Origin of the sequence: Rhabdaerophilum sp., assembly GCF_046092605.1 — a bacterium.
Classification (GTDB): Bacteria; Pseudomonadota; Alphaproteobacteria; order Rhizobiales; family Beijerinckiaceae; genus Rhabdaerophilum.
The window spans coordinates 1-20,901 of sequence record NZ_JBJTDY010000186.1 but is presented as its reverse complement, the minus strand read 5'-3'; the positions used below and the strand labels follow the sequence as shown (position 1 = coordinate 20,901).

Annotated in this window: 21 protein-coding genes; 6 read left to right on the top strand and 15 right to left on the bottom strand. The window is 65.0% G+C overall.

Annotation, left to right across the window (positions count from 1 at the left end; all coding sequences use genetic code 11):
• From ACKODO_RS14950 to uxaC, 11 genes are all read right to left on the bottom strand, one after another.
• On the bottom strand, positions 1–403 hold a 403-nt coding region (locus tag ACKODO_RS14950), incomplete at its 3' end, for a TRAP transporter large permease subunit (RefSeq protein WP_408984240.1).
• 3 nt (positions 404–406) lie between these two features.
• Complete coding sequence (locus ACKODO_RS14945; protein ID WP_408984239.1) at positions 407–991, bottom strand: TRAP transporter small permease; 585 nt, start codon at positions 989–991, stop codon at positions 407–409.
• An 82-nt stretch (positions 992–1,073) separates the two neighbouring features.
• The gene (locus tag ACKODO_RS14940; RefSeq protein WP_408984242.1) at positions 1,074–2,054 is read right to left on the bottom strand and encodes a sialic acid TRAP transporter substrate-binding protein SiaP; all 981 of its coding nucleotides are present in this window, start codon (positions 2,052–2,054) and stop codon (positions 1,074–1,076) included.
• A gap of 44 nt (positions 2,055–2,098) precedes the next feature.
• On the bottom strand, positions 2,099–3,610 hold the full coding sequence (locus tag ACKODO_RS14935; RefSeq protein WP_408984238.1) for a mannitol dehydrogenase family protein: 1,512 nt from the start codon (positions 3,608–3,610) through the stop codon (positions 2,099–2,101).
• Between the two features lie 5 nt (positions 3,611–3,615).
• Entirely contained in the window at positions 3,616–4,896 is a 1,281-nt protein-coding gene (locus ACKODO_RS14930) for a TRAP transporter large permease (RefSeq protein ID WP_408984237.1), read from the bottom strand.
• A 3-nt stretch (positions 4,897–4,899) separates the two neighbouring features.
• Positions 4,900–5,433 carry a TRAP transporter small permease gene (locus ACKODO_RS14925; protein ID WP_408984236.1) on the bottom strand — a complete coding sequence of 178 codons (534 nt, stop codon included), beginning with the start codon at positions 5,431–5,433 and terminating at the stop codon, positions 4,900–4,902.
• 119 nt (positions 5,434–5,552) lie between these two features.
• A complete protein-coding gene (locus ACKODO_RS14920; RefSeq protein ID WP_408984235.1) occupies positions 5,553–6,533 on the bottom strand; it encodes a TRAP transporter substrate-binding protein in 981 nt (326 codons plus the stop codon).
• 83 nt (positions 6,534–6,616) lie between these two features.
• Positions 6,617–6,988: a cupin domain-containing protein gene (locus ACKODO_RS14915; RefSeq protein WP_408984234.1), complete on the bottom strand. Its 372-nt coding sequence runs from the start codon at positions 6,986–6,988 to the stop codon at positions 6,617–6,619.
• Positions 6,985–7,761: a 2-dehydro-3-deoxy-D-gluconate 5-dehydrogenase KduD gene (gene kduD / locus ACKODO_RS14910; RefSeq protein ID WP_408984233.1), complete on the bottom strand. Its 777-nt coding sequence runs from the start codon at positions 7,759–7,761 to the stop codon at positions 6,985–6,987. Before kduD ends, ACKODO_RS14915 begins: the two co-directional genes overlap by 4 nt.
• A complete protein-coding gene (gene kduI, locus ACKODO_RS14905) occupies positions 7,761–8,606 on the bottom strand; it encodes a 5-dehydro-4-deoxy-D-glucuronate isomerase (RefSeq protein ID WP_408984232.1) in 846 nt (281 codons plus the stop codon). The genes kduD and kduI overlap by 1 nt, the downstream gene beginning before the upstream one ends.
• Positions 8,603–10,006 (bottom strand): glucuronate isomerase, encoded by a 1,404-nt coding sequence (gene uxaC, locus ACKODO_RS14900; protein WP_408984231.1) that lies wholly within the window; start codon positions 10,004–10,006, stop codon positions 8,603–8,605. Before uxaC ends, kduI begins: the two co-directional genes overlap by 4 nt.
• Before the next feature lie 143 nt (positions 10,007–10,149).
• Here uxaC and ACKODO_RS14895 point away from each other — a divergent pair, with 143 nt between their 5' ends.
• The 4 genes from ACKODO_RS14895 (at position 10,150) to ACKODO_RS14880 (ending at position 13,873) form a co-directional block, all read left to right on the top strand.
• Positions 10,150–10,914 (top strand): GntR family transcriptional regulator, encoded by a 765-nt coding sequence (locus ACKODO_RS14895; RefSeq protein ID WP_408984230.1) that lies wholly within the window; start codon positions 10,150–10,152, stop codon positions 10,912–10,914.
• 290 nt (positions 10,915–11,204) lie between these two features.
• Positions 11,205–12,011 carry an ABC transporter ATP-binding protein gene (locus ACKODO_RS14890; RefSeq protein ID WP_408984229.1) on the top strand — a complete coding sequence of 269 codons (807 nt, stop codon included), beginning with the start codon at positions 11,205–11,207 and terminating at the stop codon, positions 12,009–12,011.
• A gap of 5 nt (positions 12,012–12,016) precedes the next feature.
• The gene (locus ACKODO_RS14885) at positions 12,017–12,802 is read left to right on the top strand and encodes an ABC transporter permease (protein ID WP_408984241.1); all 786 of its coding nucleotides are present in this window, start codon (positions 12,017–12,019) and stop codon (positions 12,800–12,802) included.
• A 33-nt stretch (positions 12,803–12,835) separates the two neighbouring features.
• Positions 12,836–13,873, top strand: a complete 1,038-nt coding sequence (locus ACKODO_RS14880) for an ABC transporter substrate-binding protein (protein ID WP_408984228.1) — start codon at positions 12,836–12,838, stop codon at positions 13,871–13,873.
• Between the two features lie 138 nt (positions 13,874–14,011).
• Here ACKODO_RS14880 and ftrA read toward each other — a convergent pair whose 3' ends face one another.
• Together ftrA and ACKODO_RS14870 are read right to left on the bottom strand one after the other, a co-directional pair.
• Positions 14,012–14,995, bottom strand: coding sequence for a transcriptional regulator FtrA (gene ftrA / locus ACKODO_RS14875; protein WP_408984227.1), 984 nt, complete (start codon positions 14,993–14,995; stop codon positions 14,012–14,014).
• Complete coding sequence (locus tag ACKODO_RS14870; protein WP_408984226.1) at positions 14,992–15,444, bottom strand: hypothetical protein; 453 nt, start codon at positions 15,442–15,444, stop codon at positions 14,992–14,994. The genes ftrA and ACKODO_RS14870 overlap by 4 nt, the downstream gene beginning before the upstream one ends.
• Here ACKODO_RS14870 and ACKODO_RS14865 point away from each other — a divergent pair.
• Positions 15,422–15,862: a rhodanese-like domain-containing protein gene (locus tag ACKODO_RS14865; RefSeq protein WP_408984225.1), complete on the top strand. Its 441-nt coding sequence runs from the start codon at positions 15,422–15,424 to the stop codon at positions 15,860–15,862. The genes ACKODO_RS14870 and ACKODO_RS14865 overlap by 23 nt on opposite strands.
• Before the next feature lie 40 nt (positions 15,863–15,902).
• On the opposite strand, the gene ACKODO_RS14860 is transcribed toward ACKODO_RS14865, so the two are convergent.
• Together ACKODO_RS14860 and ACKODO_RS14855 are read right to left on the bottom strand one after the other, a co-directional pair.
• On the bottom strand, positions 15,903–18,347 hold the full coding sequence (locus ACKODO_RS14860) for a YbcC family protein (protein WP_408984224.1): 2,445 nt from the start codon (positions 18,345–18,347) through the stop codon (positions 15,903–15,905).
• A gap of 41 nt (positions 18,348–18,388) precedes the next feature.
• Positions 18,389–19,948: a proton-conducting transporter membrane subunit gene (locus ACKODO_RS14855; RefSeq protein WP_408984223.1), complete on the bottom strand. Its 1,560-nt coding sequence runs from the start codon at positions 19,946–19,948 to the stop codon at positions 18,389–18,391.
• 100 nt (positions 19,949–20,048) lie between these two features.
• Here ACKODO_RS14855 and ACKODO_RS14850 point away from each other — a divergent pair.
• Positions 20,049–20,901: LysR family transcriptional regulator (locus ACKODO_RS14850; protein WP_408984222.1), on the top strand; the 853-nt coding region annotated here is incomplete at its 3' end.

Below are 20,901 nucleotides of genomic sequence, written 5' to 3'. Positions count from 1 at the left end.
CGGCCACCTCTACGGGATAGCCGTGTTCCTTCATCGCCTTGATCTCGATGGTGCCGATGCCGGCCGCATCGGCAATCGCCGTGCCCGACATGCCCGAGAAGATCACCGAGCCGATGATGTTCACCTGCGCGAGCCCTCCGCGCATCCAGCCCACGAGATCGACCGCGAACTTGTAGATGCGGCCCGTGACGCCCGCGATGTTCATGAGGTTGCCGGCGAGGATGAAGAACGGCACGGCGAGCAGCGGGAAACTTTCAACGCCCGCGATCATGCGCTGCGCCACGATCACGTCGGGCGCGACACCGTAGACCGCGATATAGGCGAGCGAGGCCATGACCATCGAGACGGCGACCGGCACGCCCAGGATCATCAGCAGGATGAACCCCCCCATCAGAAGCAGCATGGGTCAGCCCTCCTGCGAGCGGTCGAAGGCGCCGGGCCGTTCGAGCACCGAATAGCCGCGCCGGATATTCGCGATCAGCACCTGCACGCCGCGCAGTGCCATCAGCACGAAACTGGCGAAAACCAGCAGGAAAACCGGAGATTTCGGGAAATCAATCGTGGTCATGCGCTCATCATGGATGAGCGCGGAATAGCGCCAGACGAGAAGCGCGAGATAGGCAAAGACCACGATCCGCGCGATATCCACCAGCGTCGCCATCACCCGGCCAGCGGGGGGCGAGATCATCCGGTAGAGAAAATCCACATGGATGTGCCGTGTCAGCCGCACGCAGCCGACGGAACCAAGAAACACGACCGCCACGAGGCAGTAGATCGCGATTTCCTCCGTCCAGGCAAAGGAGTTGTTGAGCACGTAGCGCGTGAAGAATTGCAGGAAAACCGCCCCGCACATCACCCAGAAGATGGCCAGTGTCACCCAGTCCTCGAGGCCATGGCCGGAAAGATCGACCGGCACCTCCGCTTCCTCGAAGGTGCGGGCGATTTCTTCGCTGCCGACGGGCGTATGCGTTTCGACAGTCTCGCGGGACATGGATCGGCAAATCCTCGGCCTTCGGGGCGGGGAGAAGGAAAACGGCGCGCTTGACGGGAAGCGCGCCGCTGGAAGGAAGGTCTCAGAACTTCACAGCCTGAATGCGATCCCAATCGGCCTTGCGATAGCCGAACTGTTCGAAGGTGACGCCCTTGCTGACCGCATCGAGGAATTCCTGACGGTTGATCTCGGTCACGGTCAGGCCCTTGTCCTTGAAGAACTGCACGAGCTTCTGCTCATCGGCCTTGATCTGCTTGGTCGCGCGCGCGGCGGCTTCCTGGCTGATCTCGATGAAGAGCTTCTTCTCGTCATCCGTGAACTTCGCCCAGGTCCCCTTCGCCACGACAGTGTTGAGGTGATCGACGATATGGCCGGTGAGAACGATGTGCTTCTGCACTTCGTAGAATTTCTTGGCCTCGATCGTCGTCAGCGGGTTTTCCTGCGCTTCCACCGTGCCGTTCTGCAGCGCGAGATAGACTTCCGCGAAGGCGATCGGTGTGGTGTTCGCCCCGCAGGAGCGGGGCATGGCGAGATAGGCGGGCACATCCGGCACGCGCATCTTCAGGCCCTTCATGTCGGAGCAGTTCTTGATCGGCCGGTTCGAGGTGGTGTGCCGCGTACCGTAATAGGTAGTCGCGGTGATCACGTGGCCGGTCTTCTCCTCGTAGCCCTTGGTCAACTCCTTGTAGATGTCCGACTTTGTGTAGGCGAGCAGGTGCTCGGGGCTCTGGAAGGTGAAGGGGTAATAGGTCACGCCGATCGGCGGATGCGAGCGGGCGGCGAAGCTCGATCCGGAGATGATGATATCCACCGAACCGAGTGTCAGGCCCTGGTTGATGTCGGTTTCCTTGCCGAGCTGCGAGGCCGGGAAGACCTCGATCTGGTACTTGTTGTTGGTGCGCCGGGCGAATTCCTGCGCGGCCCAGACGGACTCGGTGTGGAACGCTTCGGATGTCTCGTAGACATGCGCCCATTTCAGCTTGGTCTGGGCGAGGGCGGGTGCGGAACCCAGACCGACGCTCAGGAGAGCGGCGCCGGCAAGGCACAAGTCGCGGCGGGTGATCATGAATTTTCCTCCTTGGTTTTTCGTTCTTGCCTCGGCCCTTATCATGCACCGGACCGTTGGTTGCTGGCCCCCGCATTGGGCGACCAATTCAGAAAATGCGCAAGGGTCTCGTGAGCACCGTGCGAGAGAAGGGTGCCCAGGCTCGCGGTGAGTGCCCTGCGCAAATCGTCGCGTGCCGGAAGATCGCCGCCGAAGATGCTTTCGATTTGCATGAAGCCATCAACCAGGGCGGCGGGATCATCGCCTGCCGCGCTCGCAATCGCCGCGAAGCGGGCGGCGAGCGGGTCGCGGATATCGATCGGCTGGCCCCTCTCGTCCTGCCCAGCGGCATAGCGCATCCAGCCCGCGATCCCCAGCAGGATGGCGGGGCAGGGATGCCCGCGCTCCAGCCGCCAGCGCAGGGTGCCGAGCAGGCGCTGCGGCAGCTTCTGCGAACCATCCATGGCGATCTGCCAGGTGCGATGGCGGATGGCAGGGTTGCGAAACCGCTCCAGCAGGCGGCGGGCATAATCCGCGAGGTCCACGCCCGGCGGGGCCGGCACGGTGGGGATGATCTCCGCCCAGAGCCGTTCGAGGAACGCCGCGATCAGCGGATCGGCCGTTGCGTCCGCCACGGTCTCATGGCCTGCGAGATAGCCGAGATAGGCAAGGCTCGAATGCGCGCCATTGAGCATCCTGAGCTTCATGAATTCATAGGGCGCGACCTCCGCCACCATCTCGGCCCCGGCCATTTCCCAGGCGGGACGACCGGAGATGAAATGGTCCTCTATCGCCCATTGCCGGAAGGGTTCGCTCATCACCGGGCTCGCATCGTGGAGACCGATGGCCGCGGCAGTCTCGGCGATATCCGAAGCCGTCGTGGCCGGAACGATGCGATCGACCATGCAGCAGGGAAAGCTCGCCGTTTCCTCGATCCAGGCGGCGAGCGCATGATCGAGTTTTGCGGCGAATTCCAGCACCAGCCCATGCAGGACCCGCCCGTTCGAGGGAAGATTGTCGCAGCTCAGCAGCGTGAAGGGCGGAAGGCCCTGCGCGCGGCGCTTCGCAAGCCCCGCCACCAGGAAACCCGGTGCCGAGCGTGGCGTCTCCGGGTGGGCCAGATCATGCCCGATATCCGGGTGCTCGAGGTTCAGCCGGCCTGTCGAGGGGAGGTGGCAATAGCCCTTCTCGGTCACCGTGAGGGTGACAATCCGGGTTGCGGCATCCGCGAGAACATCCACCACCGCCGCCGGGTTTTCCGGCGCGACCAGCACATCGGTCACCACGTCGAGGAGCTCGAAGATCGGGCCTTCCGGCGCGCGGGTCACCAGGGTGTAAAGCCCGCCTTGCGGCTTCAGCGCATCGCGCATGTCCGGCCGCTGGAGGCTCACGCCGACGATCTGCCAGGTGGTTCCGGCCTTCGCATTGGCTTCCTGCGTATAGGCCGCGAGATGGGCGCGGGCGAAGGCGCCGAGCCCGAGATGCACGATGCGGGGACCGGCCGGGCGCGCCCCCGCGGGACGGGCGACCGAGGGCGGAAGCGTGGCGAGGGTGGCGGGGGAAAGCCGTTCCATGGCCATCACCTGAAGAGCGCGGGCAGCCAGAGCGAGAAGCCCGGCACATAGGTCACCAGCATCAGCACCGCGACGCTCGCGCCATAGAAGGGCCAGATCGTGCGCATGCTCTCGCTGATCGAGACCTTGCCGATCGCACAGGCCACGAATTGCACCGAGCCGACCGGCGGGGTGTTGAGCCCGATGCCCGCATTGAGGATCAGGATCACGCCGAAATGCACGGGGTCCACGCCGATGGCCTTCACCACGGGCAGAAAGATCGGCGTGCATATGATGATCATCGGTGCCATGTCCATGAAGGTGCCGAGCACCAGCAGGATGATGTTGACCATCAGCAGGATCACCAGCGGATTATCAGAGATCGACTTCATCAGGCTGATCGTCGCCGCAGGCACCTGCAGGAAGGCCATCAGCCAGCCGAAGGAGGAGGCGGCGCCGATCACCAGCAGCACCATCGCGGTGGTGCGCACCGCGCCGAGCGTCGCCTGCGCGAAGCCTTCAAGGCTCAGGCTGCGATAGACGAAGATCGTGACCAGCAGCGCATAGACCACCGCCACGCAGGAGGATTCGGTGGCCGTGAACACTCCCGAGCGCACACCGCCGAAGATGATGCCGATGAGCAGGATGCCCGGCATGGCAGCCACGAAATAGCGCATCACCGTGAACCAGCCGGGGAAGATATCGGCGGGGTAGCCGCGCTTCACGGCCACCAGCCACGCGGCGATCATCAACGCCCCTGCCAGCAGCAAACCGGGAATGACGCCCGCCGTGAACAAATCGGCGATCGAGATCGTGCCGCCTGCCGCGAGCGAATAGATGATCATGTTGTGCGAAGGCGGGATCAGCAGCGCGATGATCGCGGCATTCGCGGTCACGTTCACCGCGTAATCCGGGGCGTAGCCGCGCTTCACCATCTGCGGGATCATGATGCCGCCCACCGCGCTGGCATCGGCCACCGCCGAGCCCGAAATGCCGCCGAACAGGGTGCAGGTGATGACATTCACCTGCCCGAGGCCGCCGCGCAGATGCCCGACGAGGCCCGCCGCGAACTGGATGAGCCGGTCGGCGATCCCGCCACGGATCATCAGGTCGCCGGAATAGATGAAGAAGGGGATCGCGAGCATCGCGAAGGCGTTCATGCCGGTCGAGAGCTGCTGGAACACCACCACCGGCGGAATGCCCATGTAGAGCACGGTCGCGAGCGAGGAGAGCCCGAGACAGAAGGCCACGGGAATGCCCATCAGCAGCATGATCGCGAAGGTGCCGAAGAGGATCGTGATTTCCATGGCTCAGACCTCCGAACCATGGCGGCCGGAGACCAGCGGCATGGGCTGGAGCCGTTCCCCGCTGGCCTGAAGCAGGAGTTTTTCGAGCGAGAACAGCAGGATCAGCGCGCCGCCGGCGATGATGGGCACGTAATCCCAGCCCTTGGAAATGCCGATCATCGGCAGGCGGTCGCTCCAGACCTTGGCGGCGAGCTGGCTGCCATAGAGCACCATGGCGCCGCCGAAGATCGCCACCAGAATTTCGTTCACCACCACGAGCGCCGCGCGCCATTTGCCCTGCGCATGGAAGAGCAGCACGTCGAAACCCATATGATCGAGCTCGCGCACGCCCACGGCACCTCCGAGCAGGATGAACCAGAGCATCAGGAAAAGGGAGGCGGGTTCGCCCCAGGTGGGCGTGGCATTGAGCACATAGCGGCCGAAGACGGTCCACGCGACAATGGACGTCATCAGCACGAGCCCGGAGCCCGCCGCGACAAGACAGAGAAGACTGAGCCGCGCGGCAAAGCGGGAATAGGCGTTTGCAAAGGCCTTCATGATGCGCCCCCGGGCAGCAGAATCAACGAATACGGCTCCGGACGGCGCGAGCGAAGCGGGGCCCCGCCGGAAAAAAGAGACGGAGGCGGCAAAAGGCCGCCTCCGCCGGGAGAAAATCGTTATTTCGCCGCCTGGATGCGGGCGACGAGCGCCCTCAGGGCCGGATCCGTCACGAAGCGATCATAGACAGGCTTCATCGCATCGATGAAGGGCTGCTTCTCGACCGTGTTGATCACCGCGCCGCCGGCGCGGACCTTGGCTTCCGAGGCCTTCTCGCGCGCATCCCAGAGCTCGCGCATCTTCGCCACGCTCTCCTTCGCGGCGGCTTTCACCAGCGCCTGATCTTCCTTCGAGAGCTTGTCCCAGGACTTCTTCGACATCACCAGCACTTCCGGGCTCAGCGAATGCTCGGTCTGCGAGTAGAATTTCGAAACCTCGAAATGCTTCGTGGATTCGTAGGACGGCCAGTTATTCTCCGCGCCGTCGATCACGCCGGTCTGGAGCGCCGAGTAGACTTCACCGAAGGCCATCGGGGTCGCGTTCGCGCCGAGCGCGGAGACGAGCGCCACGAACATGTCCGATTGCTGCACGCGGATCTTCATGCCCTTCATGTCATCGGGCTTCGTGATCGGGCGCTTGGAATTGTAGAAGGAGCGCGAGCCGGAATCGTAGAAGGCGAGGCCCACGAGGTCGTGCTTCTCGAATTCCTTCAGGATGTCATCGCCGATCGGGCCGTCCATCACGTTCCGCATATGCGCGACCGAGCGGAAGATGAAGGGCAGCGAGGGCACGTTGGTCGCCGGGATCAGGTTGTTGAACGGCGCCATGTTGATGCGGTTCATGTCGATGACACCGAAGCGGGTCTGCTCGATCGTGTCCTTCTCGTTGCCGAGCTGGGCCGAGTGGAACACGTTGATCTTGAGGCGCCCGTTGGTGCGCTGATCGAGAAGCTGACCCATGAAGCGCACCGCTTCCACCGTGGGGTAATCCGTCGGGTGAATGTCGGTCGAGCGCAGCACGGTCTGCGCGCTGGCAGGGGTCGCAAGAAGGCCGGCGGCGAGGGCCGAGGCCATGAGGTTGAACTGGCGGCGGGTGGTCATTTCTGGTTTCCTCCGGTTGTTTTCCCCGGTTCAGGCCGGGGTATTGGGGTCGTCGAAATCGTCTCTTTGGCAGGCGAAGGGCGTTACGCGGGACGAATGAACTCCTCCCGCATGGGGTTGAAGGCGTCGATCAGGCAGCCCGCTTCCAGCGCTTTCGCGCCATGCAGCACGTTGCCGGGCACGTAGAAGCTGTCGCCCTGCACCAGCGTGCGGGTTTCCCCCGCAATCGTGATCTCGAAGCGACCGCTCTCGACATAGGAATTCTGGGCGTGCGGGTGCTTGTGCTCCGGGCCCACGGCGTCGGGTTCGAACACCACGCGAACCAGCATCAGATCGCGCCCATGCGCGAGGATCTGGCGTTTCGCGCCCGGGTCGGTCGGCTCCCACAGGCTCTCGGCCGTATGCGCGAAAGGCGAGCCGGTCTTCGGCTGGCAAAGGGTGATGTTGCTGGTCATCGCGCGAGCCATCCTCCATCCACCGGCAGGATCGCGCCATGAATGTAATCCGCCGCGGAACTCGCGAGGAACACTGCCGCGCCGCCGATATCCGCCGGGTTTGCCCACCGCCCCGCGGGAATGCGCGCGAGGATCGCCGCATTGCGATCCGGGTCGGCGCGCAGGGCTTGCGTGTTGTTCGAGACGACATAGCCCGGAGCGATGGCGTTCACGTTGAGGCCCTTCGCCGCCCATTCGCAGGCGAGAAGCCGCGTGATGCCCGCCACGCCGCCCTTGCTCGCGGTGTAGGAAGCGACGCGGATGCCGCCCTGGAAGGAGAGCAGCGAGGCGATGTTGATGATCTTGCCCGTGCTCCCACGCGCCAGCACATGCTTCGCGAAGCTCTGCGCGAGGAAGAACACGGCCTTGAGATTAAGGTCCATCACCTCATCCCAATCCTGCTCCGAGAATTCGAGCGCATCCGCGCGGCGGATGATGCCTGCATTGTTCACAAGGATGTCGAGCGGCCCGAAAGCACCGGCGGCCTGCTCGATCAGCGCCTGCCGCTGCTGGTTGATGCCGAGATCGGCCTTCAGGGTGCGGCAATGCCCGCCGACCTGCCGGATCAGCGCCTCGGTCTCCGCCATGGAGGAGCGCCCCACGGCAATCACCTCCGCCCCGGCCCCGGCGAGTGCCAGCGCGATGCCCTGGCCGATGCCGGTATTGGCACCGGTGACGAGCGCGCGCCTGCCTTCAAGGCGGAAGGAATTGGCGAGGCGGGCAGGCTGGGCCATCAGCGCAGCTCCGCCATGGCCACTGGGTCCATGTCGGTGAATTCCACGTTGTCGCCGCCCATGCCCCAGATGAAGCTGTAATTTGACGTGCCACAGCCCGAATGGATCGACCAGTTCGGCGAGAGGATCGCCTGCTCGTTGGCCACCACGAGGTGGCGCGTCTCGCCGGGCTCGCCCATGAGGTGGATGACGCGCGCATCCGGTCCGAGATCGAAATAGAGATAGGCTTCCGAGCGCCGGTCATGCGTATGCGCGGGCATGGTGTTCCACACCGAGCCGGTCGCAAGATGCGTGAGGCCCATCACGAGCTGGTTCGTGTCGCACAATGCAGGAACGATATACTGGTAGATCATGCGCTGGTTCGAGGTCTCGGGGGAGCCGAGCTCGATCCTCTTGGCCTCCGCCTGGCGGATGAGCTTTGCCGCGGTCACGCGCGTGCCCGGCATCGAGAGAAGGTAGAACTTCGCCGGATGGCTTGCTTCGATGCTGGCGAAGGACACCTCGGTCGAGCCCGGCGGCAGATAGAGCGCGTCGAGCCGCGCCAGCGGATAGGCGTGGCCGCTCGCAAAGACCATGCCCGGTCCGCCGACATTGATGATCCCGACCTCTCGCCGCGCGAGGAAATCCGGCGTGCCCGTCGGCTTGTAGGGGGCGAGTGCGACCGGTGCCCCCACCGGCATCGCGCCGCCCACGATCATGCGATCGAGATGGCTGTAGGTGAGGCGCAGCCTGCCGGCCTCGAACAGGCTCTCGATGAGGAAATCCGCCCGCAGCTGGCTGGTATCATAGCGCTTCACATCACGCGGATGGGCGGCCTGGCGCATGTCGATGGCGTGGGCATTCATAGCCGATACGCCTCCCTGGCGAGCCGGTAGGCAAGGTCATGCGCGAGTTCGGCCGCATCATCCTCGTCAAGGCGATGTTCCGCCACGAGGCGAGCGAGGTAGGCGCAGTCGCAGCGCCGCGCGACATCGTGGCGCGCGGGAATGGAGAGATAGGCCCGGGTGTCGTCGTTGAAGCCGACCGTGTTGTAGAAGCCGGCGGTTTCGGTGGTCGCCTCGCGGAAGCGGCGGATGCCTTCGACCGAATCGAAGAACCACCAGGGCGGGCCGAGCTTCAGCGCCGGGTAATGCCCGGCGAGCGGCGCCAATTCGCGCGAATAGGTTGTTTCGTCCAGCGTGAAAAGGATGATCGTCAGGTTCGGCTCATTGCCCAACGCATCGAGCAGCGGCTTCAGCGCGCCCACATAATCGGTCTGCGAGGGGATATCCGCGCCCATGTCGCGCCCGAAATCATGGAAGATCCTGACATTGTGGTTGCGCCAGGAACCCGGATGGATCTGCAGGACAAGCCCGTCATCGAGGCTCATTTTCGCCATTTCCGACAGCATCTGGCCACGGAAGAGATCGGCTTCGGCGGGTGACACTTGGCCGCGCACCACCTTGCCGAACAGGGCCTCGGCCTCCTGCGGGGAAAGGTTCGCCGTTGTCGCGCGGGCATGGCCATGGTCGCTCGCGGTTGCGCCCCGGGCCTTGAAGAAGGCGCGACGCTTGCGATGCGCGGCGAGATAGCCGCGCCATGTCATCACGTCCTCGCCGGTCAATTGCCCCAGCTTGACGATATTGCTGTGAAAACCCTCGAATTCCGGGTCCACCACATGATCCGGCCGGTAGGTCGGGATGACGCGGCCCTTCCAGCCGGATTTCAGGATCGCATCGTGATGTTCGAGGTTGTCCAGCGCGCTGTCGGTGGTCGCGATCACCTCGATGTTGAACTGCTCGTAGAGCGCTCGTGGCCGCAGCGCCGGGGATGCGAGCTTTTCCGACATCACGTCGTAGAAATGGTCGGCGTTCTTCGTGTTCGGCGGATCGGCGAGGCCGAAGACGGTCTCGAGCGTGTGCTCCATCCAGATCCGGCTTGGCGTGCCGCGAAACAGATGCCAGTTCGCCGCGAAGAGACGCCAGATCGTGCGCCCGTCCGTCTCCACCGGGCCGCCATCCCTGCGCTTCACGCCCAGGCGCTCCAGCGGAATGCCCTGCGAATAGAGCATGCGGAAAATGTAGTGATCCGGCTTGATCAGCAGGGTCGCGGGGTCGGGGAAGGCGGAATTGTTGGCATACCAGGCCGGGTCGGTATGGCCATGTGGCGAGACGATCGGCAGCCGCTCGATGGCGGCGAAGAGCCGCCGCGCGATCCCGCGCATGGCGGTCTCGCCCGGGAAAAGCCGATCCTCATGCAGAGCCATGCTGTTAGGTTCCCGACGCCCAAATCCCCTGACAGCCTTCTTGAATCTCCCGCCGGCATGGCCGGCTTGCTGTCTTGGCAATAGCGATATACTAATATATCAGTCTGTCAATCACGGCACGGCGCAACGAGGCTGCGAGGGCGATGGGGGAAGGCACGAGGCATGGCCCGGCGGTGGAGCCGCCGAATCTCGCGCTGTCGCCGGGGCGCCGGGTCGGCCGGCGTCCGGGCCCGCCGCTGGTTGCGCGCCCGGCCCGCGCCAGCGCGTCGAGCCTTGTCGAGAACGAACTCCGGCAGGCCATCATCGCGATGCGCCTCAAGCCGGGCGAGGCGCTCAACGAAAAGGAGATCGCGGCACGGTTCGGGCTGAGCCGCACGCCCGTGCGCGAAGCGATGCTGCGCCTGAAGGATGACGAGCTGATCGAGATATTCCCGCAATCCGGCACCTTCGTCGCGCGAATCCCGATCGGGAAAATTCCCGAGGCGGTGGTGATCCGACAGGCGCTGGAGGCGATGGCGGCGGAACAGGCGGCAAGGCGCCGGGACGAGACCATGTTCCGGCGTCTGCGCGAAATCATCGGCGAACAGGAAAGGGCTGCGCGCGAGGCTGATCCCGGCCGTTTTCACGAGGCGGACGAAGCCTTCCATGCGCTGATTTCCGATGCTGCCGGCTTCCCCGGCATCTGGCGCATGGCGCAGACGGTGAAGGCACAGGTCGATCGCTGCCGTCGTCTGACATTGCCGGTTCCCGGCCGCATGGCACGTGTGATCCTGGAGCACCAGCGCATTCTCGGTGCGATCATGGACGGCGATGAGGCCGGCGCGCGCCAGGCGCTGACCCGGCATCTCGAAACGGTTCTCCCCGATCTCGAGGAGCTTCGCCGCGAGAACCCGGATTACTTCGTCTAGAAGTTGCCCGTCCCATTTCCCTCTTCCGGGAGGACAAATCCCTTCTCGCGGAATGTCCCTGACGCGGTGGGGCCCCCGGTTGCGCGCGTTGAGTTTTCCGCGCCTTCTCGCAATCGGATGGCTCGGCGCCTGCGCCATTGGGCCTGATGCCCAGCATGCCGGATGTGCCCCGGCATGGCTGTTTTCGGACGGCGCGTCGTTTTCGGCTTGAGCCTGTCAGCCTCGTTGACCTAACTTGATTTTCCGAGGATCGATCCGCGGCACCACAATCGCGGGCGGCGGGAGGACACATGAACATGGCGGTGCACCTCGCGGGTGTCTCGGTGGCCTATGGTCTGGCCGGGGGCGGGCGCTACGAGGCGGTGCAGCCGGTTGATCTTGTGGTGCGCGATGGCGAGTTCGTCGCGCTGCTGGGACCCACCGGCTGCGGAAAATCCACGCTTCTGAACATCGCCGCCGGGCTGATGCCGCCTTCGAGCGGGCAATGCGACATCTTCGGGCGGAAACTCTCGGGGTTGAACGCCAAGGCCGGCTACCTCTTCCAGCAGGATGCGCTGATGCCGTGGAAGACGGCGCAGGATAACGTGTCGATCGGCCTTGAGGTTAAGGGTGTGTCGCGTGCAGAAGCGCTAGCGCGCTCAAAGGCGATGCTCGCGAAAGTGGGCCTCGGTGCCTTTGGCGATCGCTACCCGCACCAGCTCTCCGGCGGGCAGAAGAAGCGCGTGGCCCTCGCGCAGGTGCTGATCCGTGAGCCGAAAATCCTGTTGATGGACGAGCCCTTCGGCCCGCTCGACGCGCAGACCCGCCTCATCATGAGCGAATTGCTGCTCGATCTGTGGCAGCAGGATCGCAAGGCGGTGATGTTCGTGACCCATGATCTCGATGAAGCCATCGCGCTTTCGGATCGTGTGATGGTCATGTCCGCCGGGCCGCAATCGCGCTTCATCGGCGAGTTCGGGGTGAACCTTCCGCGCCCGCGCGAAATCGCCGAGGTGCGCTCCGAGCCAGCCTTCCACAAGCTGCACGCGGAGATCTGGTCGTGCCTGCGCGAGGAAGTGCGCAAGACCTATGGTCTGGCCGGAAAAGGCGCCGCCTGATGCCGATTTCCCGCCTCAAATTGCTGTTTCTGCAGGTATTCGTCGCCATCGGCGCGATCGTCTTCTGGCACATCGTCACGAATTACCCCGTGATTTCCGATGTGAAGACGATGAAGTTCTTCTTCTCGACGCCGATCGACGTCTTCACCCGCGTCATCCGCATGTTCGCGGATGGCTCGGTCTACAGGCATCTCTGGATCACGCTGGTCGAGACGATCCTCGCCTTCGTGATTGGTGCCAGCCTCGGCATCATCATCGGCTTCTGGTTCGCGCGCAAGCCGCTCGTGGCCGCCGTTTTCGACCCCTATGTGAAGATGATGAACGCGCTGCCGCGCGTGGTGCTGGCGCCAATCTTCGCGCTCTGGTTCGGCCTTGGCATCTGGTCGAAGGTATGGCTGGGGGTCACGCTGGTCTTCTTCATCGTGTTCTTCAACGTCTATCAGGGCGTGCGCGAGGTGCCGCAGGTGGTGCTCGCCAATGCCCGCATGCTCGGAATGAACGAGCGGCAATTGCTGCGCCATGTCTATTGGCCGGCTGCCCTTGCCTGGGTCTTCTCCTCGCTGCACACTTCCGTGGGCTTTGCGGTGGTAGGCGCGGTGGTGGGTGAGTATCTCGGTTCGGCGGCTGGCCTGGGCTACCTCATCCACCAGGCGGAAGGGGTGTTCGATGTCACGGGCGTCTTCGCGGGCATGGTGATCCTCATGATGTTCGTGATGCTGATCGACGCCGTCGTGACCGTGATCGAAAAGCCGCTGCTCGTCTGGAAGCCGGGCGAGACGCGGACTGTCTGAACCGTTCCCAAGACAAGAAAACCGGAGGAAAACATGGATCGCCGTCAACTCCTTTCGCTGGTCGGCGCAGGCGCCAGCCTGCCGCTGCTGAATGCGCTTCCCGCCCGCGCGCAGGGTGCGCCCGAGAAGCCGAAGCTCACGCTCGGCGTGGGCGGCAAGGCGCTGCTCTATTATCTCCCGCTGACGATCGCGGAGCGGCAGGGCCACTTCAGGGATTTCGGCCTCGACGTCGAGATCAACGACTTCGCCGGCGGCGCGCGCTCGCTGCAGGCGCTGGTGGGCGGTTCGGTCGATCTCGTCACCGGCGCCTACGAGCACACGATCCGCATGCAGGCGAAAGGGCAGGATATCCGCGCCACCCTCGAACTCCTGCGCTTCCCGACGATCGTCATCGCGGTGCGCAAGGATCTCGCCGGCAAGGTGAAGAGCGCGGCGGATCTCAAGGGCCTGAAGATCGGCGTCACCGCGCCGGGTTCCTCCACGCATATCACGGCCGTGCATGCCATGGTGAAGGCGGGCCTGAAGCCGACCGATGCGAGCTTCATCGGCGTCGGAGCGGGCGCGAGCGGCGTGGCGGCGATGAAGAAGGGCGAGATTGACGCGATCTCCCATCTCGAGCCGGTCATCTCGAAGCTCGAATCCGATGGCGACATCGTCGTGATGATCGATACCCGCACCGAAGCGGGCACCCGCGCGCTGTTCGGCGCGACGAACCCGGCCGCCTGCCTCTATCTGAGGCAGGATTTCATCGAAAAGAACCCGAACACCACGCAGGCCGCCGTCAACGCGCTCTACAAGGCCCTGCGCTGGGTGGACAAGGCAAGCCCCGAGCAGATCGCCGACGCGGTGCCGGAGCAGTTCCATCTCGGAGACAAGGCGCTCTATATCCGCGCGGTGAAGGCCTCGAAGGATGCCTACTCGAAAACCGGCATCATGCAGCAGGATGGCATGTGGGCCGTGGCCAACATGCTGAAATCACTCGATCCCGAACTCGCGAACCTCGAAAGCGGGCTGGTGCCGAAAACCTTCGACTCACGCTTTGCCGCGAAGGCCGCGACATCGGTCAGCTGATCGCCATCAGCGGGTGAGAGCGGCCATCGGCGGGGTGCCGAGGCGGACGATCTGCCGAGAAGCGGATTGTCCGCTCCTTCACCTTGTTCCTTGTCGCATTGTCTTCGAATAACCGGTGCCCACTTTTTCGGAAAAGGCTCATGGACGGCCCGCCGCGAAGGTCTCGCGATATTCGCGCGGGGAAAGGCCGAGGCCTTTCCGGAAGTGGTGGCGCATCACCTCGACGCTGCCGAACCCGGCCTCCTGCGCCACATCCTCGATCATCAGGCCCGAGCCCTCGAGCAGGGCCTTCGCGGCCTCGATCCGCATCGCGATCACCCATTCGCCGGGGGGAAGGCCGGTCGTTTCGGTGAAGCGACGGATGAAGGTGCGCTCGCTCATCGCCACGCGCTTCGCCATGTCGCGGATCGTCCAATCGCGCTGCGGCTCGGCGCGGATCGCCTCGAGCAAGCCGGAGAGCTTGCCGGCGGGCGAGGGCGAAACGGGGCGAGGGATGAACTGCGCCTGTCCGCCCGCGCGATGCGGCGGCATGACAAGCCGGCGTGCGACGGAATTCGCGGCTTCCACGCCGAAATCCTGCAGGATGATATGGAGCATCAGGTCGATGCCCGCCGCGCTGCCTGCGGAAGTGTAAACGCTGTTCGCCTCGCAATAGAGCACCTGCGCATCGACCTTGATCGCCGGGTGACGCGCGGCGAGCAACTCGGCATAGCGCCAGTGGGTCGCGGCGCGTTGCCCGTCAAGCAGGCCTGTCGCCGCAAGCACGAAGGCGCCAGAGCAGATGGAGGCGAGGCGCGCGCCCCTGTCATGTGCCGCGCGAAGCCGCTCCACGAGATCCTCCGGCACCGGGACTTGCGCGCCCTTCCAGCCGGGGACGACGATCAGGCTCGCGTCGTCCAGTAGGTCCAGCCCGTTCTCGCATTCGAAGCGCAGGCCGCCTTGCGCAAGCATCGGTCCCGGCTCGATCGCGACGCTTCGGAAGCGATACCAGTCCGGGCCCATCTCCGGCCGCGCGAGGCCGAAGATTTCGCTCGTGATCGCGAATTCGAAGGTGCAGAGCCCGTCATAGACCAGCGCGAGCACGAGCGGCCCTGCGGAGTAGCCGCCGGCTTTGCCGTTCATTGTTGATCAGCTTTCTGGGCGGCCTTGGCTTTGAAAAGCTCAATCTCGATCAAAATATACTTTCTCAATCCAAATATTAAAAAATATAATACTCCTGACAAAAGACATAAAGTCAAAATATGATGTTGGCGAGAATCAAAAAGGCCGCTAAAATACATAAAAGCCGAGAATAATATATTGTTAATAAATTCTCCAAATACGGTAGTTTTAAGAATTTCCTCAAGTTTTTCTGCATCGAGAGCCATTGCGTCCGCCTTTCTGGATTGCCGGAATGATGATCGCCGCGACCAACGGCTTCGCTGGGTGGGAGCCCGGATCACCAAAGAACCAAGCTTGGCATGATCTGAACCATAAATGTCATTTATGCCAATTGTGAGCGCGATCGCAAGCCGGCAGAACAGGCGGACCAGAGAGAAGGAGCCCGCCATGTCCTCCGCCGTCACCGCCATTCCCGCAGCATCCTCCGCCGAGGCGGAAGCGCATTTCGCCGCGGAATTCACCTTCGAGACCGATTGCTGGGACGTGCATGATGCCTTGTCGCGCGAGCCGGATTTCGTGCTGCTCGATGTCCGGAGCCCCTCGCTCTACGCCAAGGGCCATGTGCCGGGTGCGATCAACCTGCCGCATGGCAGGATCACCGCGTCGAAGATGGAGCAATGGCCTGAGGGCACGTTGTTCGTCACCTATTGCGCCGGCCCGCATTGCAACGGCGCGGCGCGCGGCGCCCTGCGGCTCGCGCGCCTCGGTCTGCCGGTGAAGATCATGGCCGGGGGCGTCACCGGCTGGCTCGACGAGGGATTTTCCCTCGCAAGCGCATTTTCCGCTGAAGTGGACGCCGGTTCAGCGAAAGAAAATGCGCAAACGTAACTTTGCGGAAAGCGCCGCCTGAAAGCAGCGCTCCCGGTCCTTACGCCGCGAGCTTTGCCGTGCCCTTGGCCTTGGCCGTGCCTTCGGCCTCCCAGTCGAGGTTGCCGATATAGCGCTGGGTGAGGCCACCCTCGGCATCCATCGCGAAGAGGTGCAGCCAGCGCTGGTCGAAGAGCGCCCGCACGCCCTCGTGCTTTGCGAGGATCGCGGTGATCGCCTCGGCCGGCGCTTCCACGCCGACCGTGAGGCGCAAAGGCTCGTGGCGGAAACTCTCGCCATCATGCACCGATTGCCAGGGCAGGCCCGTGCGCATCGGCCCGCCATTGCCTTCGAGCACGCCGATGCCGCCGACCACGTTGTGCAGGAGCTTGTTGCCGCCGCCATAGACCTCCGGCGCGACGGTCGAGCCATAATATTGCAGGCTGATCCAGCTCGCGACCACCACCGGCGCGGTGAGGATGAGTTCCAGAACCGGGTAGCCGTTCTTCGCATCGGCCTGCCAATCATAATCATGCAGGAAGGCGCGGCCCTCCAGCGCCTTGCCCGCCGTGCGATGGCGGGGAGCGGCGAGGAAGGCCCGGCAGCCCGCGAGGCCCCATTCCGGGCGCAGCTCGGCCCAGTTCCGGGCGCGGGCGATGATGTCCGCATCGCTCCTGGCGCCCGGCAGCTTCGGCGCGCGCTCGGCCCGCGCGATGATTGCGGCGCGGGCGAGGCTCGCCTTGAGCGTGGCGATCTCCGCGGCATGGGCCGGGGAGGGGGTGTCGGTGTCGTAAAGGGTCACGGCATCGGTCGTGGTGTCGTGCAACGCGCCGAGGAACAGCGTGTCCTCCGGCACCTCGATGCCCTTCGCCTTCAGCCCCTCGCGCGCTTCCGGATCGTTGAGCAGATGCGCGAGGAGCCGTGCATTCACCTCGCCGGAGAAGCCGCCGCAGGCGCCGCAATGCAGCGCGCTGGCATAGGGGTTATTCACGACATTCGCGCCATGGCCGGCCAGCAGCACGATGCGCCCGAAATTCTCGGTGAGCGCCATCGCGCGCAGAACCATCTCGGCGGATTTCACCTTGGTTTCCGCGTCGAGGCCCGCGCCGAAACGCGGGGGAGGATCCTTCGGCACGGGTGTTTTCGTGAGGCCGAGGCCATCCTTCAGGAGCTTGCCGAGATAAACCGGTCCCGTCGCTTCCACGAAGGCGAAGGAGGAGACGGCCGCCCGCTTGAAGCGGCCCCAGGCCCGCCTGGCCCGCGCCGCGTAGCGCGCCTTGCGCTCGGTGTCGCTGTCCGCCTGAAGCGTGCAGGTGAAGACCGTGGGGTTCAGCAGCACCGGCAGCCGCTTCTCGCCGACATCCGATCCGAACCTCCTGTGCTGCGCGAAGACGCCGAAGAAACCCGCGAAACCCTTGGTGCGGATGGTGGGATCGGCCTCCTCCAGCGCCCGCCGGAACACTTCCGAGCGCACATCGATGCAGAAGGCGGCCTGCACGGCCGGCCGGGTCTCGGCTGTGGCCGGGGCCGGCGCGGCGAGGATATGCGCGAGGTTCCGCTGGCCCGCCCGATCGGCGGCTTCCTGCAGGATGGCGTCGATGATCAGGCTCTCGCTGGCGGCGACCGGCTTGGCGTGCTCGGCGATGATTGGTTTCCAGAGTGCCCTGATCGGCCCTTCATATTGCGCGAAGAGCGTGATTTCGAAGGCGAGGCGGATCGCCAGCATGTCGAGCGTCGCGGCGTCGGTCTCGCCCGCGAGTTCCGCCTGCCAGAGCCGGTAGCGCGCGGTCTGCGACCAGCCCAGCAGACCGTGCAGCATCTGATGGAAGTAGCTGGTGAGAGCCTCGGCTGGCAGATTGAGCGCGGATTGCGCCTCGGCGATCACGGCGAGCGGATCATCCGGCCAGTCCTGCGCGCGGGCAGCGAAGCCCGTGAGGCCATGCAGCTCGGGTGTCAGATCCTGCGTCGCGAAAGCGCGCCAGGCCGTAAACGGCCGCTTGCCCCTGGGTGCCGCCCAGAGTGCCTGCCCCTCATCGAAGTAACCCGCGGCCCAGAAGCCGATCCGGTCGGCGATCAGCGCCGGCCAATCGAGGCCCGAGATCTCGGCCGCGAGATCGGCGATGCTCGGCAAGGCCGCCGGGGCGGGGGCTTCCGTCGCGATCTTCGCCTTCAGGGCCGCGAGATCGGCGGGCTTGACGAAATGCGGGCAAGCGGCAAGCGCGGCTTCGAGATCGGCATCGCTGATCGCACCCGTGGCGATCCGCTCGCGATACCAGTTGCGCGGCATGGTTGTCTTCACGCCAGCGATCCGGCCGAGGCGCGCGCCGACGGTCGCGAGATCATCCCCGGTCTGGCCGAGGAAGGGGTTCACGGCCACCGTCGCGGCGAGCGGCCATGCCGGCGGGATCAGCCGGATCGCGGCTTCGGCATGGGCAAGCAAGGTTTCACGGGAAAGCAAGGTTTCACGGGAAAGCGGCGTCTCGTGGTTGAGGGTGTTCAGGGTCATCGGAGGCTCCCGTTCGGGGCTGAAAAAGGGGGGGAGAAGCGTCAGGCGGAGGGGGTTCGCTTCCAGCCGCCCAGCCAGCGATCGAAGACCGCGTTCGCGTAGAGCCCGTTGGCGAGATGCACGCGCAGACCCGCCGCCGCAGGATGATCCGACCAGAGCGGGAAGGTCGCCTGCGCGAAGGCCACGAGGCCGAAGCTCACCATTGCGAGGGCCACGAGGCCCCATTCGAGCGGTCCCGGCGAGGGCGTGACAGGCAGGGCACCGGCCGTAAGCGCTTCCGCGATCCGCTGGAGCGCGAAGTAGCTGACCGAAGCGAGCCCCGCGAGGAGGCTCGTCCGCCAGGTCAGCGCGCGCGGAGCGGCATCCGCGAGGCCCTGCGCGAGGAGATAGGCCACACCGAGGATCAGGATCGCGCCGAGCGCAATCGCCTGCGGGGACTTGCCGTCAAGACCGAAGGCCAGCGCGATACCCGCATAGATCGCCAGCGCCAGCACGAAGGCACGGCCCACCGCCTTGAGGTTGGGCACCGCCACCGGGCCGGGCCGCCGGCCAGAGGCCACGACCTCCACCGCTGTGCCGGACGCGAGGAATGCATGCGCCTTGTAGAGCGAATGCGCGATGATGTGCAGAAGCGCGAGCGGAAAGAGCGCAAGGCCGCATTGCAGGATCATGAACCCCATCTGCGCCACGGTGGACCAGGCGAGCGCGGTCTTCACCGAAGATTGCGCGAGCATCACGAGGCCGCCGAAGAGCGCGGTGAAGCCGCCGACCATCACCAGAAGGGCAAGCACGCCGGGCGCGGCCAGCAGCACATCCGCGAGACGGATCAGCAGGAAACCGCCGGCATTGATCACGCCGGCATGAAGCAGAGCGGAAACCGGCGTCGGCGTTTCCATCACCTCGGTGAGCCAGCCATGGGTGGGGAACTGCGCGCTCTTGAGCAGGGCGGCCAGTGCGATCAGCGTTGCGGCGATCACCACCATCAGCCCGTTCTGGCCGGATTTCAGCGCCGCGATCACGCTGGCGAGATCGCTGGTGCCGGTGCGGGCAATGAGGAGGACCACCGCGCCGATCATCGCGGCATCACCGAGCCGCGCGAAGAGGAACTTCTTGCGCGCGGCGCGCCGGGCCGCCGCGCGCTCGGGGTAGAAGAGCAGAAGCTTGTGCAGGAACAGGCTCGTGAGCACCCAGGTGAGCGCGAGCTGGACGAGGTTGCCGGAAACCACGAAGAGCAGCACGGCCGAGAGCGTCGCGGCCATCCAGCCGATGAACTCGCCCTGACGCGCCTCGCCATCAAGGGAGCGCGCCGAGTAGCGCAGCACGATCCAGCCGATGAAGGCGACCAACGCGAGCATGCTGACCGACACCGAATCGAGCCGCACGCTGAGGCCGAAGAGACCCACGCCGAGAAGCGGGCTCGTCTGCGCGCCCTGGCCGATCAGCAGCGCGAGGCTGGCGATGGCCACGCCCAGCGCCGCCAGCGCCGCGCTCTCCGCGACGATCAGCAGGCCGCGCGGGCGACGGCCGGGCATGGCGATTGCGAGGAAGGCGGGCACGAGAAGCGCGGCCGGGGCGAGCAGCGGCAGAAGGGCAGTGGACATGAAAGGCCTCGTGGAAAAACGGTCGCAGGCTGCCTAACCCAGGCGAATGATCCATAAAAATAGATTGATTGGAATATTCCATTCTGATATTTAGAACGAAATGGATCTCAATTATCACCATCTCCGCTATTTCCAGGTCGTCGCGCATGAGGGCAACCTCACGCGCGCGGCCGAGCGGCTGAACGTGGCGCAATCCGCGCTCTCCTCCCAGATCCGCCAGCTGGAACAGCGGCTTGGGCAGCAATTGTTCGAGCGTCGCGGCAGGGCCTTGCACCTCACGGAAGCGGGGCGGATCGCGCTGGATCATGCCGATTCCATCTTCTCCACCGGGCGCGAACTGGTGGAAACCTTGCGGCAGGCCAGCCATGCGCGGCGCGTGCTGCGCGTCGGCGCGATGGCCACGCTCTCCCGCAATTTCCAGCTGCAATTCCTGAGGCCGCTGCTGGGCCGTGCGGATGTCGAGGTCGTCCTGCGCTCGGCCGGGGCGGAGGAACTGATTCTCGGGCTCGAGGGCCTGCAACTCGATCTCGTGCTCACCAACCAGCCGCCAGCGGGGGATGGCCTGACATCCTTCGTGGTGCACCGGCTCGACGAGCAGCCGGTGAGCCTCATCGGCGCGCCAGCTTTCGCCGAGCCCGGGCTTCCCCTCCGCGAGCGGCTCGCGCGGCACCCGCTCGTTTTGCCGGGTCGCTCCAGCGGCGTCCGGCTCGGGTTCGAAGCGCTGGCGGACAGCCTCGGCGTTTTCCCGCAGATCGCGGCGGAGGTCGACGACATGGCGATGATGCGCCTGCTGGTGCGCGAGGGTGCGGGCCTCGCCGTGCTGCCGCCTATCGTCGTGCGCGATGAGCTCGCGAGCGGCGCGTTGATCGAGATCGAGAAGCTGCCCGGCCGCGCCGCTCGAAAAATTGCTGGCCAAGCCGCTGCTCCAGCTGGCGAATCTGGGAGGACAAAGC